Origin of the sequence: Conexibacter arvalis (assembly GCF_014199525.1) — a bacterium.
Classification (GTDB): domain Bacteria; phylum Actinomycetota; class Thermoleophilia; order Solirubrobacterales; family Solirubrobacteraceae; genus Conexibacter; species Conexibacter arvalis.
In genome coordinates, this window is sequence record NZ_JACHNU010000003.1 from 38587 (window position 1) to 52818 (window position 14232).

Below are 14232 nucleotides of genomic sequence, written 5' to 3' on the forward strand. Positions count from 1 at the left end.
CAAAGGTACTCCGCGACGGGGCCGGGGCGAAGCGCGGCGCGCTCGCGGTCGGCCGGGCTCAGGCGACGGCGCGCGGCGATCAGGCGACGGCGGCGCCTGGCCTGGCGGCGCGGACCGGCGCCGGCGTCAGCGCGGCGGCGACGACGACCAGCACGAACGCGAGCGCCTGGGCGGCGATGCCGAGCGCGTCGCCCGGCAGCGGGTCGCCGAAGACGATGATGCCGCCGGAGATCCCGGCGATGTTGGCGGCCGTGCCGGTGAAGGCGATCACCGGGACGGCCTCGCCCTCCTGCAGCGCCTTGGCGGAGGCGTAGAAGGCGGCGATCGACGCGGCGACGGCGACGGCCGTCCACGGCGTCGCGAGCAGCGCCAGCAGGCCGTCGTCGGCGGCGATCCCGGTCAGCGCCTTGAGCGCGACGTCGGAGACGCCGAACAGCAGGCCGGCGGCGGCGGCGAGCATCACGCCATGGTGATGGTCGGGCGCGCCGATCCGCTTGCCCATCACGAGCAGCCCGCCGACCGCGACGAGGCCGGCCTCGAAGGCGATCATCCCCGGCAGCGAGAACTGCGACTGCGCGTCATGGACCGCCGGCAGCGTGAGGCCGAGCAGCACGAGGCCGAGCGCGGTGCAGCCGAGCCCGATCCACTGGCGCGGACCGACCGAGAAGCCGAAGATCCGCTCGGCCATCACCGCGAGCATCACGACGCCGCCGGCCAGCACCGTCTGCACGACCGACATCGGCGCGACCGCGAGCGCCGCGACGTGGAGGATCCACGCCAGCAACGCGACGCCCATGCCGATCGCGAACCAGCGCGAGCGGAACAGCCCCGCCGCGGAGCGCAGCGGGTGGCTGACGTGGACGGCGGGTGCGGCGCAGGCGCCGCGGTGCTTGTACAGGAACGCGAGGTTCGTGGTGAACGCGCAGATCAGCGCAAGCAGGATGCCAAGATAAATCGTCATAAATCGAACTGAGGCAGGATCAGCGACCGGCCCCCGAGAAGCTCCTCACGCTGCGTCTTCGGCAGCGCGAGTGACCGACTTGAGGCCCTCCCGAGCACGAAGCAGGGTAGCGGCCGTTGCTGAACGACGCACGGCGAAACGTTCGGCTCGATCATTTCGACACATGCAGCAGCCTGTCCTCTTCGTCGACGTCGACGGCGTGATCTCGCTCTTCGGCTTCGAGGCCGATGCCCCGCCGCCAGGGCGCTTCCAGCTCGTCGACGGAATCCCGCACTACCTTTCGGCCACTGCCGGCGAACACCTGCGCCGGCTGTCGTCGCAGTTCGAGACGGTCTGGTGCACCGGCTGGGAGGAGAAGGCGCCCGAGCATCTCCCCCACGCGCTCGGGCTGCTCGATGCATACCCTCATCTCACCTTCGCGCGCAGTCCCCGCCAGGCGCATGCGCACTGGAAGATCGGCGCGATCGACGCCTATGCCGGCGCACGCCCGCTCGCCTGGATCGACGACGCGCACGACGACGAATGCGGCGCGTGGGCGCGAGCGCGCGAGCAGGCCGGCGCGCCGACGCTCCTGGTCACGACCGATCCCGCGACCGGCATCGCCGCCGCCCACGTCGAGGCGCTGACCGCCTGGGCGGCGCGGCTGTAAGCGCGGGGACGCGCTGACGCGACAGGCGGCGGCCGCTGAAACGGCGACGGCCGCCCCGTGGGGCGGCCGTCGTGCGAAACGCCGAGCGCCTCCGCGCCGGGCTGCGCCGGCGCGGGGCGGTCTGCGCGCCTACTGTCTGTCGTCCTCGGGGACGTCGAGCTCGGCGAGCTCCTCGGCGAAGCCGTGGGAGGCGCCGCCGTTGCCGATCTCCTCGAGGTCGGCGAGGTCGGCCTCGATGCCCGAGGGGCCGAAGCCCTGCAGCGCCTCGCCGTCGGTGAGGCCGAGCTCGGCGGCCAGCTCGTCGTGGTCGAGCAGGCCGACGTCGTCCATCCCGCGGGGGAGCGGCTCGGCCGGCTCGATCTCGATGCGGCGGTACCGCTTCAGGCCCGTCGCCGCCGGGATCAGCTTGCCGATGATGACGTTCTCCTTGAGACCGTTGAGGCGGTCGATCTTGCCCTCGAGCGCCGCGTCGGTCAGGACCTTCGTCGTCTCCTGGAAGGAGGCGGCCGAGAGGAAGGAGTCGGTGTTGAGCGACGCCTTCGTGATGCCGAGGATGATCTCCTCCGCCTGCGCCGGCTCGCCGCCCGCCTCGATCACGGCCTGGTTGATCTTGGCGTAGTCGTGGCGGTCGACGAAGACGCCCGGCAGCAGGTCGGTGTCGCCCTTCTGGTCGACCCGGACCTTCTTCAGCATCTGACGCACGATCAGCTCGATGTGCTTGTCGTTGATGTCGACGCCCTGCGACTTGTAGACCTCCTGGACCTCCTTGACGAGGTACAGCTCGGTCTCCGTGCGGCCGCGGATCGCCAGCAGCTCGTGCGGGTACAGCGAGCCCTCGTTGAGCTGCGTGCCGGGCTCGACTCTCTGGCCGCGCTCGACGAACAGGCGCGTGCGACGCGGGAACGTGTGACGGTGCTCGTCGCCGCCGTCGTCGGTGATGACGACCGTCAGCGCCTTGTCCGTCTCCTCGATCTCGACGACGCCGCCGACCTCGGCGATCTTCGCCAGGCCCTTCGGCTTGCGCGCCTCGAACAGCTCCACGACGCGCGGCAGGCCGTGCGTGATGTCCGCGCCGGCGACGCCGCCGGTGTGGAACGTGCGCATCGTCAGCTGCGTGCCCGGCTCGCCGATCGACTGGGCGGCGACGATGCCGACCGCGTCGCCGATCTGCGCCAGGTTGCCGGTCGCCATCGAGCGGCCGTAGCAGAGCTGGCAGACCCCGGTCTGCGCCTCGCACTTGAGCACCGAGCGGACCGGGATCTTCGCGTTCTCCTCGCCGAAGGCGGCGAGCAGCGCGGCGAACTCCGGGCGGCCGATCTCGTTGCCCTTCGTGACGATGACCTCGCCCTTCTTCGGGCCGAAGTCGTGCGCCGCGACGCGGCCGACGAGGTTGTCGTTCGGCTCGCCGCCGCTCTTGTAGAGGTCGAGCTCGACGTACTCCTCGGTGCCGCAGTCCTCCTGGCGGATGATCACGTCCTGGGCGACGTCGACGAGACGGCGCGTCAGGTAGCCGGAGTCCGCGGTCCGCAGCGCCGTGTCCGCGAGGCCCTTGCGGGCGCCGTGGGTCGACGTGAAGTACTCGATCACGTCGAGCCCCTCCATGAAGTTCGCCTTCACGGGACGCTCGATGATCTCGCCCTTCGGGTTGGCCATCAGGCCGCGCATGCCGGCCAGCTGGCGGATCTGCTTGAAGGAGCCGCGGGCGCCCGAGTTGGCCATCATGAAGATGGGGTTCAGCTCGTTGAAGTGCTGCTCCATCGCGCCGGCGACCTCCTCGGTCGCGGACGTCCAGCGCTCGACGACGGCGTCCTTGCGCTCCTCCTCCGTGATCAGGCCCATGTCGTACTGGTCCTGGATCTCGGCGACCTCGCCCTCGTACTTGGCGAGGATCTGCTCCTTGTCGGGCGGGATCACGACGTCGTTCTTGGAGACGGTGATGCCGGCCTGCGTCGCGTAGCGGAAGCCGAGGTCCTTGAAGGCGTCGAGCACCTGCGAGATCGTCGCGGCGCCGTACGCCTGCACGAGGTCGTCGACGAACTGCGTCGTGTCGCGCTTCTTCATCGAGCGGTTGACGAACTCGTACGACGTCGGGTCGTAGTCCTCGCCCAGCGTCTCGCGGATCGAGCGCTCGATCTTGTCGTTGTAGATGATGCGGCCGACCGTCGTGAGGATGTGGCCGCCCTCGCGACCGGCCGGGCGGTACTCGGCGACGTCGTGGAGTCTCACCACGCCGTGCTCGTAGGACCACTCCGCCTCCTGCGCCGTGCGGTACACGTGCGGGCGCGGGGTGTGTCTGGCCGGGTCGATCTTCGCCAGCTCGTCGACCTCGGGCCCGTAGGTGAGGTAGTAGGCGCCAAGGATCATGTCCTGCGTCGGCGTCGCGAGCGGCGCGCCGTGCGCCGGCGACAGGATGTTGTTGGCCGACAGCATCAGGATCCGCGCCTCCGCCTGCGCCTCCGCGGAGAGCGGCAGGTGGACCGCCATCTGGTCGCCGTCGAAGTCGGCGTTGAAGGCGTGGCAGACCAGCGGGTGGACCTGGATCGCCTTGCCCTCGACCAGCTGCGGCTCGAACGCCTGGATGCCGAGGCGGTGGAGCGTGGGGGCGCGGTTGAGCAGCACCGGGTGCTCGTGGATGACCTCCTCGAGCACGTCCCAGACCTCCGGGATCATCGAGTCGACCATCTTCTTGGCCGCCTTGATGTTCTGCGCCGCCTTGCGCTCGACGAGCCGGGCCATGATGAACGGCTTGAACAGCTCCAGCGCCATCAGCTTCGGCAGGCCGCACTGATGCAGTCTCAGCGACGGGCCCGACACGATCACCGAGCGGCCGGAGTAGTCGACGCGCTTGCCGAGCAGGTTCTGGCGGAAGCGGCCCTGCTTGCCCTTCAGCATGTCGGAGAGCGACTTCAGCGGACGGTTGCCCGGGCCCGTGACGGGCCGGCCGCGGCGGCCGTTGTCGAACAGCGCGTCGACGGCCTCCTGCAGCATGCGCTTCTCGTTGTTGACGATGATCTCCGGCGCGCCGAGGTCGAGCAGCCGCTTGAGGCGGTTGTTGCGGTTGATGACGCGGCGGTAGAGGTCGTTGAGGTCGGAGGTCGCGAAGCGGCCGCCGTCGAGCTGGACCATCGGGCGCAGCTCCGGCGGGATCACCGGGACGGCCTCGAGGATCATCATCTCCGGGCGGTTGCCGGACTGGATGAAGGCCGAGACGACCTTCAGGCGCTTGACCGAGCGGCTCTGCTTCTGGCCCTTGGCGGTCTTGACCAGCTCCTGCAGCTCGGCTCTCTCCGCCTCCAGGTCGACCTGCTCGAGCAGGTCGCGCACCGACTCGGCGCCCATGCCGCCGCGGAAGTACTCGCCGAAGCCGAACGGGCTGCCGAAGCGGTCCTTCAGCTCGCGGAAGAGCGTCTCGTCGTTGACGACGTCCTTCGGCTTCATCGACTGGAACAGGTCCCAGACCTGGCGCATGCGCTCGGCGGCGTCCTCGATGTACGCCTCCGTGTCGTCCATGTCGGCCTGGAAGGTTCTGCGCAGGTCTCTGAGCAGCTTGGCGCGCTCGTCCTCGTCGAGTCTCGCGACGTTGACGTCGAGCGCCTCGGCCCACAGCTCGTCCTCGTCGTTGAAGCCGCCCGGCTGCTTACCGGACTCGAGGAACTCGACGCGGCGCTCGAGCGACTCTCTCAGCTCGAGCAGGCGCTCCTCCTTCTCCGCGGCGTAGGAGTCGAGGACCTTGTTGACCTCGTCCTGCAGCGTGTCGAGGTCGCGGTCGCGCGCCTCCTCGTCGATCCAGGTGACGATCGAGGCGGCGAAGTAGAGGACCTTCTCGAGCTCCTTGGGAGCCATGTCGAGCAGGTAGCCGATGCGGCTCGGGACGCCCTTGAAGAACCAGATGTGCGAGACCGGCGCGGCGAGGTCGATGTGCCCCATCCGCTCGCGGCGGACCTTGGAGCGGGTGACCTCGACGCCGCAGCGCTCGCAGACGATGCCCTTGTAGCGCACGCGCTTGTACTTGCCGCAGTAGCACTCCCAGTCCTTGGTCGGACCGAAGATGCGCTCGCAGAAGAGACCGTCCTTCTCCGGCTTGAGCGTGCGGTAGTTGATGGTCTCCGGCTTCGTGACCTCGCCCGAGCTCCAAGAGCGGATCTGCTTGGAGGACGCGAGCCCGATCTCGATGGCGTCGAAGTTGTTGATGTCGATCATTCGAATCCCGTGTGTTGGAAGGTGGAGAGCGTGATTCCGGGAGCGCCGGGCCCGGCCGCGGGGCGGCCGGGCTCAGCGCGGCCGGATCACGTCTCCGAGCCCTCGTCCTCGGTCAGCTCGTCGTCGCCCTCGCCGACGGGAGCGAGCTCCTCGCCGGACTGCGCGGAGGCCTCGGGCTCCGCATCCGTGGCGTCCTCGCCCTCCGTGCCCTCGTCGGCCGCCTGGCCGTCGGTCGCGCGCACGCCGGAGAGGTCGATGCCGAGCTCCTCCGCCGCGCGCAGGAGGTCGTCGTCCTCCTCGCGCATCTCCGCGCGGGTGCCCTCCTCGGAGACGACGTTGACGTCGAGCGCCAGCGACTGCATCTCCTTCAGGAGGACCTTGAACGACTCCGGGATGCTCGGCTCGGCGATGTTCTCGCCCTTGACGATCGCCTCGTAGGCCTTGACGCGCCCGACCGTGTCGTCGGACTTGATCGTCAGCATCTCCTGGAGCGTGTACGCGGCGCCGTACGCCTCCAGCGCCCACACCTCCATCTCGCCGAAGCGCTGGCCGCCGAACTGCGCCTTGCCGCCCAGCGGCTGCTGGGTGACGAGCGAGTACGGGCCGGTCGAGCGCGCGTGGATCTTGTCGTCGACGAGGTGGTGGAGCTTGAGGATGTACATGTAGCCGACCGTCACCTGCGTCTCGAACGGCTCACCCGTGCGGCCGTTGAAGAGCGTGAACTTGCCGCTCGCGCGGGTGCCGGGGCGGCCGTCGGGATCCGTCTTCATGCGGATCCGGCCCTTGTGCTCCTCCTGCCACTTCAGCAGCGCGTTGTCGACGTCCTCGACCGTCGCGCCGTCGAAGACCGGCGTCGAGACGTAGACGCGCGCCTTCTCGCCGTCGCCGTTGCCGTGCGCGAGCTGGTACGCGTCGCTGCCGTCGTCGTACCAGCCCTCGGCGGCCGCCCACCCAAGGTGGGTCTCGAGGATCTGGCCGATGTTCATGCGCGACGGGACGCCGAGCGGGTTGAGGATGACGTCGACCGGCGAGCCGTCCTCGAGGAACGGCATGTCCTGCTCGTCGACGATCTTCGAGATGACGCCCTTGTTGCCGTGGCGGCCCGCGAGCTTGTCGCCCTCGGAGATCTTGCGCTTCTTCGCGACGAAGACGCGCACGAGGTCGTTGACCCCCGGCGGCAGGTCGTCGCCGGCGTCGCGCGAGAAGGTCTTGACGTCGATCACGACGCCGCCCTCGCCGTGCGGCACCTTCAGCGAGGTGTCGCGGACCTCGCGCGCCTTCTCCTTGAAGATCGCGCGGATCAGCTTCTCCTCCGCGGTCAGCTCGGTCTCGCCCTTCGGCGTGACCTTGCCGACGAGCAGGTCGCCGGAGCCGACCTCGGCGCCGATGCGGACGATCCCGCGGTCGTCGAGGTTGCGCAGCGACTCCTCGGAGCGGTTCGGGATGTCGCGCGTGATCTCCTCGTCGCCGAGCTTCGTCGTGCGGGCGTCGATCTCGTACTCCTCGATGTGGATCGAGGTGAGCTCGTCGTCCTTCACGAGGCGCTTGGAGAGGATGATCGCGTCCTCGAAGTTGTAGCCCTCCCAGGACATGAAGGCGACGCGCAGGTTCTTGCCGAGCGCCATCTCGCCCTGGTCGGTCGACGAGCCGTCGGCGAGCACCTCGCCCTCGGCGACCTCCTGGCCCGTGCGGACCAGCGGCTTCTGATGGATCAGCGTGCCCTGGTTGGAGCGCATGAACTTCTGCAGGGCGTACTCGTCCTTGGCGCCGTCGGTCGTCTCGATGACGATCTGGTCGGCGTCGACGTAGGAGATCGTGCCGGCGCGCTTGGCGACGACGACGTCGCCGGAGTCGACGGCGGCGCGGTACTCCATGCCGGTGCCGACGAGCGGGGCGTCGGTCTTCAGCAGCGGGACCGCCTGGCGCTGCATGTTCGAGCCCATCAGCGCGCGGTTGGCGTCGTCGTGCTCGAGGAACGGGATCATCGCCGTCGCGACCGACCAGATCTGCTCGGGCGAGACGTCCATCAGGTCGACGTCGCCGGCGGGGACCGTCACGTACTGGCCGGCCTGGGTGCGGCAGACGATCGCGTCGCCGAGCAGCGCGCCGTCGTCGCCCAGCGGCGTGTTCGCCTGGGCGATCTTCGCCGTCTCCTCCTGCGTGGCGTCGAGATGGACGATCTCGTCGGTGACCTTGCCGTCCTTGACGACGAGGTACGGCGTCGTGACGAAGCCGTGCTCGGAGATCTGCGCGTAGGAGGAGAGCGACCCGATCAGGCCGATGTTCGGCCCCTCGGGGGTCTCGATCGGGCACATGCGGCCGTAGTGGGTCGGGTGGACGTCGCGCACCTCGATCGGGGCGCGCTCGCGCGTCAGGCCGCCGGCGCCGAGCGCCGACAGGCGGCGGCGGTGGGTCAGGCCCGAGAGCGAGTTGTTCTGGTCCATGAACTGCGACAGCTGCGAGGAGCCGAAGAACTCCTTCAGCGCCGCCACGACCGGGCGGATGTTGACGATCGTCTGCGGCGTGATCGTGTCGGCGTCCTCGGTCGTGAGGCGCTCGCGCACGACGCGCTCCATGCGGTAGAGGCCGATCCGGAAGGCCTCCTGGATCAGCTCGCCGACGGTGCGCAGACGGCGGTTGCCGAAGTGCTCGTACTCGTCGAGGTGGTCGGCGACCGCCTCGCGCGGGTAGGCGACGGACTCCGCGGCGTAGTCTCTGATCTCGACGTCCGGGTTCTCCGGCATGCCGAGCAGGCGCGGCAGCGACACCAGCTCCTTGATGAGCGAGATGATGTCGTCGTGCGTCAGCGTGCGCGTCTCGAGGTCGATGTCGAGGCGCAGGCGCGAGTTCAGCTTGTAGCGGCCGACGCGCGTCAGGTCGTAGCGCTTGGGGTCGAAGAAGAGCTGGTGCAGCAGCGCTCTCGCCGCGTCGACCGACGGCGGCTCGCCCGGGCGCTGCTTCTTGAACAGCTCGATCAGCGCGCCCTCCTCGGTCTTCGTGACCTCGGTGTCGCTCTCGATCGTGTTGCGGATGTAGAGGGAGTCCTCGAAGAGGTTGAGGATCTCCTCGTCGCTCGCGTAGCCCATCGCCCGCAGCAGCACCGTGACCGGCAGCTTGCGCTTGCGGTCGATGCGGACGTAGACCTTGCCCTTCTTGTCGATCTCGAGCTCCAGCCAGGAGCCGCGAGCCGGCATCAGGTTGGCGATGAAGACCTGCTTCTCGCGGTCCTTGGCCTCCATCAGGTACGCGCCCGGGGAGCGGACCAGCTGCGTCACGACGACGCGCTCGGTGCCGTTGATGATGAAGGTGCCGCGCTCGGTCATCCACGGGAAGTCGCCCATGAAGACCGACTGCTCGCGGATCTCACCGGTCTCGCGGTTGACGAACGCGACGGTGACGGTCAGCGGGCGGGCGTACGTGAGGTCCTTCTCGCGGCACTCGTCCAGCGACGCGACCGGCTCGTCGAAGGTGAACTCGCCGAACTGGACGGCGAGGTTGCCGGTGTAGTCCTCGATCGGCGAGATGTCGTCGATCGTCTCGCGCAGGCCGCCGCTCTCGGGATCGGTCAGCCAGTCGAAGGACTTCTTCTGGATATCGATGAGGTTGGGGACTTCAAGGGCCTTGGAGAGACGCGCAAACGTGCGGCGCGTCCGGGGGGCGTCAACAGGTGCCAAGACGGCGACTCCTCGGGCGGTCGAGAGGCGAGCAGAGGAAGCGCGAGAGCGCGACCAGCAAAGATAGCACAGGGCATCGCTGCCCTCGCGCGGGGCTGTCAGCGCTCACGGACCCCACCCGCGAGACCGCGTATGTGGCGCGATCTCGAACCTGCTGGGCGGCTGCGACTATCGGCCGACCGCCGGATTGTACCGGGGCCGGCAAGATCGGGCGATCTGGCGCCGGACGCCTCCCGCGGCCGTATGGCCTGCGCCGCCCGGAACGACGAAGGGCCGGCTCCTTGCGGAGCCGGCCCCTCGTGCAACAGCTGCTGGCGCTGTCGGCTCTTACTTGAGCTCGACGCTGGCGCCGGCCTCCTCGAGCTCGGCCTTGAGCTTGTCGGCCTCGTCGCGCTCGATGCCCTCCTTGACGGGCTTCGGGGCCTCGTCGACGAGCGCCTTGGCCTCCTTCAGACCGAGGCCGGTCGCCGCGCGGACGACCTTGATGACCTGGATCTTCTTGTCGCCGGCGCCGGTCAGGATGACGTCGACGGTCGAGGACTCCTCGCCGCCGCCGCCGTCACCGCCGGCCGCGCCGCCGCCGGCCGCCGGGGCCGCCGCGGCGACGGCCGTCGCCGACACGCCGAACTCCTCCTCGAGCGCTCTGATGCGCTCGGCCAGCTCGAGCACGGAGATGCTCTTCAGCTCGTCGATCCACTCCTGCGTGGTCGCCATGTCAGTCCTCCTTCGCGTCGGAAGCGCCGGCTTCCGCCGCGTCCTCCGTCTGGTCAGTGGTGGGGGTCGAATCGGTGTCGCCGCCGGAGGCGTCGGCCTCCGGGGCGGGGGCGGCCTCGGCGGGAGCCGCGGCCTCCGTCTCGGCAGGCGCCTCGGCGGCCGGAGCCGCGTCGCCGCCGACCAGGCCCTGGTCCGCGATCGCTCTGAGCTGGATCGCGACGCCCGAGATGAGCGCGTTGAGCGAGCGGGCGAGGCCGTTGAGCGGCGAGGCGACGACGCCGACGAGCTGCCCGTAGAGCACCTCGCGCGACGGGAGCTTCGAGATCGCTCTGATCTCGTCGGGCGAGACGGCCTTGCCGTCCATCAGGCCGCCCTTGAACTCCAGCACCTGCGTCTCTCTCTGCGCGTCGCTGAGCGCCTTCGCGGCCGCAGCCGCGTCGCCGCGCACGAACGCGAGCGCCGTCGGACCCGTGAGGATCTCCTTCAGCGCCTCGGCGCCGGCCTTGTCGGCCGCGCGCTCAGTCAGCGAGTTCTTGACGACGCTGAGCGTCGTGTCCGACGCGCGCAGTCTCGTGCGCAGGTCGGCGACCTGGCTGACCGTGATGCCGCGGTAGTCGACCGCGAAGACCGCCGAGGAGGATTCGATCTCCCCGGCGATCCGGTCGATGACCGCCGCCTTCTCGTTTCTGTTCATGTCAGGTCACTCTCTTCCGGAAATGCGAAACGCCCGCGCGGAGGCGGGCGTCGAGCGGCGGGCCGAGAGCGGCCCGGGGCGTCCGATGCTCCGCCTGCCCCGGACTTACGTGGTCGCCGGGGGTCTCTGGCAGCGCGTCTCTGGAACGGGCTACGCCGCGACCGGCGCCTCCCCAAGGATGTCACGCGTGCGCGTGGCGTCGACCTTGATGCCCGGCCCCATCGTCGAGGTGAGCGTGATCGAATGGATGTATCTGCCCTTCGCGGCCGAGGGCTTGGCGCGAACCAGCTCCTCGACGACGGCCGCGTAGTTCTCCAGCAGGCGCTGCTCGTCGAAGCTCGACTTGCCGATCACCATGTGGACGATCGCGGTGCGGTCGGTGCGGTACTCGACCTTGCCGGCCTTCGATTCCTGCACCGCTCTGGCGACGTCCATCGTGACTGTGCCGACCTTCGGGTTCGGCATCTTGCCCGACGGGCCAAGGATGCGGCCGAGACGGCCGACGACCGGCATCAGGTCCGGCGTCGCGATCGCGACGTCGAAGTCGGTGAAGCCGTCCTCGATTCTTCTCGCCAGGTCGTCGGCGCCGACGACGTCAGCGCCCGCCTCCTCGGCCTCGCGCGCCTTGTCGCCCTGCGCGAAGACCGCGACCTTGACGTTCTTGCCGAGGCCGTGCGGCAGCGCGATCGTGCCGCGCAGCTGCTCGTCGGCGTGGCGGACGTTCAGGCCGGTGCGGACGTGCAGCTCGACCGACTCGTCGAACTTGGAGCGCTTCAGCTCCTTGACGAGCGCGATCGCCTCCGCGGGCTGGTAGAGGTGCTCGCGGTCGTAGCGCTGGCGCGCCTCGAGATAGGACTTGCCGTGCTTGGCCACCGTCACACCACCTCCACGCCCATCGAGCGCGCCGTGCCGGCGATGATCTTCGCCGCCTGGTCGACGTCGTGGGCGTTCAGATCGTTGAGCTTCTTCTGCGCGATCTCGCGAAGCTGGTCCTCGGTGATCTGCGCGACCTTGTTCACGTGCGGCTCGGCCGAGCCCTTGTCGATGCCGAGCGCCTGCTTGATCAGGACCGCAGCCGGCGGGCTCTTCGTGACGAACGTGAACGAGCGGTCCTCGTAGACCGTGATCTCAACGGGAATGACCGTCCCGCTGTCCTGCTGCGTCTGGGCGTTGAACGCCTTGACGAACTCCATGATGTTGACCCCGTGCTGGCCCAGCGCAGGGCCGACCGGCGGGGCCGGGCTCGCCTGGCCGCCGACGGCCTGGAGCTTGATGACTGTCAGAACCTTCTTCGCCATGTCAGATCTTCTTCACCTGGTCGAAACCGACCTCGACCGGGGTTTCGCGGCCGAAGATTGATACCAGCACCTTGAGCTTGGCGCCGTCCTCGTTGATCTCCGAGATCTCGCCGGAGAAGTCGGACAGCGGCCCGGAGACCACCTTGACCGACTCGCCGATCGCGAACTGCGCGCGGGTGCGCGGACGCTCCGCGGTCTCGCGGTGGAGCAGCCGATCGACCTCCGCCTGCGTCAGCGGCACGGGCTCGTTGGACGCGCCGACGAAGCCGGTGACGCCGGGCGTGCCCTTGACGAGCGCCCACGAATCCTCGTTGAGGTCCATGTTGACCAGCACGTAGCCGGGCATCGTGCGCTTCTCGGTGACAACTCTCTGGTTGTCCTTCATCTCGGTCACGGATTCGGTCGGCACGACGACCTGCCGCACGGCGCGTCTCTGGTTGAGCGAGACGACACGGTGCTCGAGGTTGTGCTTGACCTTGTTCTCGTGACCGGAATAGGTGTTGACGACGTACCAGCGAAACATGTCGGGGGAGGTTTCCTTCGGGAGGGGCGCGAGCCGGTTCAGACGATGAGGTCGACGATCCGCGACGAGATCCAGTCGGCAGCGCCGAGGAAGGCGCCCGCGATGGCGACGAAGCCGATCACGACGGCCGTGGCCTGCGCGACCTGGGTGCGGTCGGGCCACTGGACACGCTGCAGCTCGCGCCAGCTGCCGCGCAGGAAGTTGATGAAGCGGCCGCCCTCGCGGCGCTTGGGCTCCGGCGTGCGATCGCCGCCGCGCGCCACGACCGCGCCGCCGTCGCCGCCGCGGCCACCGCCGCGGTCGGTGTCGAGCGACTCGCCGTCGTCGTCGATCGCGCTCTCGATCAGCTCGTCGGCCGTGCTGCCGCCGAGCGAGGGCTCCGCGGCGCCGGCGGCGTCCGCGCTCGCGAGCTCGGGACGGCCGACGGCGAGCTGCGCGTCTGCCAGATCGACCTCACCGGAGGCGAGCTCGGCGGGCTCCTGCTGGTGAAGCGTGTTCTCCTCGGGCAGCGCGCTGTTGCCCTCGGCGTTCGCCGAAGGTCTCGCGGAGCGGTTCTGCCGCTCGCGGCGCTGCTTCGCTCGTCTGCGGTCGCGGGCCACGTCGTGTACGCGCTAGGGGACTAGCGGGTCTCCCGATGGGCCGTGTGTCTCTTGCACCAGCGGCAGTACTTGCGGAGCTGAATCCGCTCGGGATTGTTCCGCTTGCTCTTGTTCGTCTGGTAGTTGCGCCGCTTGCACTCCTCGCACGCGAGGGTGACTGCGATGCGAACGTCTCCGCGAGCCATGGTCGTTCCAGGGTTCCAGTCGTCGTCTCAGGGCAAGTGCCATCGACCGGCGGCAGACAGAGAGTCGGTCGCCAACCGGCGCGAGCCACGGAGTGTAGCGAGAATCCCCGTCGCGGGGGCGGTTGACGGTCGTCCCGCCACCGCCGCACGCGACCGCCCACCCGGCCCGCGGGCCGCTCGATAGCGTGCCGGAGGCCGCGACCTCCGAGATCGCGTCGAGCGTCCCCGCAATTTTGCCTTCCAGGTCGGAATAGACAAGAATCGACGACGTGCGAATCGGAGCGAAGACCGACTATGCGCTGCGCGCGGCCCTGGAGCTGGCCGCGGCGGCGGGCGACCGGCCGGTGAAGGCCGAGACGATCGCCACCGCGCAGCAGATCCCGCCGCGCTTCCTGGAGAAGATCCTGAACGACCTGCGCCGCGCCGGGATCGTCGACAGCCGCCGCGGCGTCGAGGGCGGCCACCTGCTGGCCGCGCCGGCCGACGAGATCGCCGTCGCGGACGTGATCCGCGCGATCGACGGGCCGCTCGCCAACGTCTCCGGCAAGCGCCCGCACGAGCTCTCCTACGACGGCGCGGCCGCGAGCCTGCCGGAGGTCCTCGTCGCCGCCCGCGCGGCGCTGCGCGACGTGCTCGACCGCACGACGCTCGCCGACGTCGTCGCCGGCGAGCTGCCCGAGCACGTCACGGCGCTCGCCGGCGACCCGGCGGCGTGGAGCAAGCGCGGCTGAGCGG

12 protein-coding genes are annotated in these 14232 nt (G+C 69.5%); 2 read left to right on the plus strand and 10 right to left on the minus strand.

Annotation, left to right across the window (positions count from 1 at the left end; translation table 11 throughout):
* Positions 1-79 precede the first annotated feature (79 nt).
* The gene (locus BDZ31_RS12550) at positions 80-961 is read right to left on the minus strand and encodes a hypothetical protein (RefSeq protein WP_183342576.1); all 882 of its coding nucleotides are present in this window, start codon (positions 959-961) and stop codon (positions 80-82) included.
* A 163-nt stretch (positions 962-1124) separates the two neighbouring features.
* Between BDZ31_RS12550 and BDZ31_RS12555 the strand changes: the two genes are divergently transcribed.
* The gene (locus BDZ31_RS12555; RefSeq protein WP_183342578.1) at positions 1125-1610 is read left to right on the plus strand and encodes an HAD domain-containing protein; all 486 of its coding nucleotides are present in this window, start codon (positions 1125-1127) and stop codon (positions 1608-1610) included.
* Between the two features lie 129 nt (positions 1611-1739).
* Here BDZ31_RS12555 and BDZ31_RS12560 read toward each other — a convergent pair whose 3' ends face one another.
* The 9 genes from BDZ31_RS12560 to rpmG all read right to left on the minus strand — a co-directional run bounded on the left by BDZ31_RS12560 (position 1740) and on the right by rpmG (position 13497).
* A complete protein-coding gene (locus BDZ31_RS12560) occupies positions 1740-5810 on the minus strand; it encodes a DNA-directed RNA polymerase subunit beta' (protein WP_183342580.1) in 4071 nt (1356 codons plus the stop codon).
* An 86-nt stretch (positions 5811-5896) separates the two neighbouring features.
* Positions 5897-9484, minus strand: a complete 3588-nt coding sequence (gene rpoB, locus BDZ31_RS12565; RefSeq protein ID WP_183342582.1) for a DNA-directed RNA polymerase subunit beta — start codon at positions 9482-9484, stop codon at positions 5897-5899.
* Between the two features lie 327 nt (positions 9485-9811).
* Complete coding sequence (rplL, locus tag BDZ31_RS12570) at positions 9812-10198, minus strand: 50S ribosomal protein L7/L12 (protein WP_183342584.1); 387 nt, start codon at positions 10196-10198, stop codon at positions 9812-9814.
* A gap of 1 nt (position 10199) precedes the next feature.
* A complete protein-coding gene (gene rplJ, locus BDZ31_RS12575) occupies positions 10200-10892 on the minus strand; it encodes a 50S ribosomal protein L10 (protein ID WP_183342586.1) in 693 nt (230 codons plus the stop codon).
* 150 nt (positions 10893-11042) lie between these two features.
* Positions 11043-11765: a 50S ribosomal protein L1 gene (gene rplA, locus BDZ31_RS12580; protein ID WP_183342588.1), complete on the minus strand. Its 723-nt coding sequence runs from the start codon at positions 11763-11765 to the stop codon at positions 11043-11045.
* 2 nt (positions 11766-11767) lie between these two features.
* Complete coding sequence (gene rplK / locus BDZ31_RS12585) at positions 11768-12190, minus strand: 50S ribosomal protein L11 (RefSeq protein ID WP_183342590.1); 423 nt, start codon at positions 12188-12190, stop codon at positions 11768-11770.
* A 1-nt stretch (position 12191) separates the two neighbouring features.
* Complete coding sequence (nusG, locus tag BDZ31_RS12590; RefSeq protein WP_183342592.1) at positions 12192-12713, minus strand: transcription termination/antitermination protein NusG; 522 nt, start codon at positions 12711-12713, stop codon at positions 12192-12194.
* A 38-nt stretch (positions 12714-12751) separates the two neighbouring features.
* The gene (secE, locus tag BDZ31_RS25990; RefSeq protein WP_183342594.1) at positions 12752-13312 is read right to left on the minus strand and encodes a preprotein translocase subunit SecE; all 561 of its coding nucleotides are present in this window, start codon (positions 13310-13312) and stop codon (positions 12752-12754) included.
* Between the two features lie 20 nt (positions 13313-13332).
* Entirely contained in the window at positions 13333-13497 is a 165-nt protein-coding gene (gene rpmG, locus BDZ31_RS12600; RefSeq protein WP_012932800.1) for a 50S ribosomal protein L33, read from the minus strand.
* A gap of 269 nt (positions 13498-13766) precedes the next feature.
* Between rpmG and BDZ31_RS12605 the strand changes: the two genes are divergently transcribed.
* On the plus strand, positions 13767-14228 hold the full coding sequence (locus BDZ31_RS12605; protein WP_183342596.1) for an Rrf2 family transcriptional regulator: 462 nt from the start codon (positions 13767-13769) through the stop codon (positions 14226-14228).
* The last annotated feature ends 4 nt before the right edge of the window (positions 14229-14232 follow it).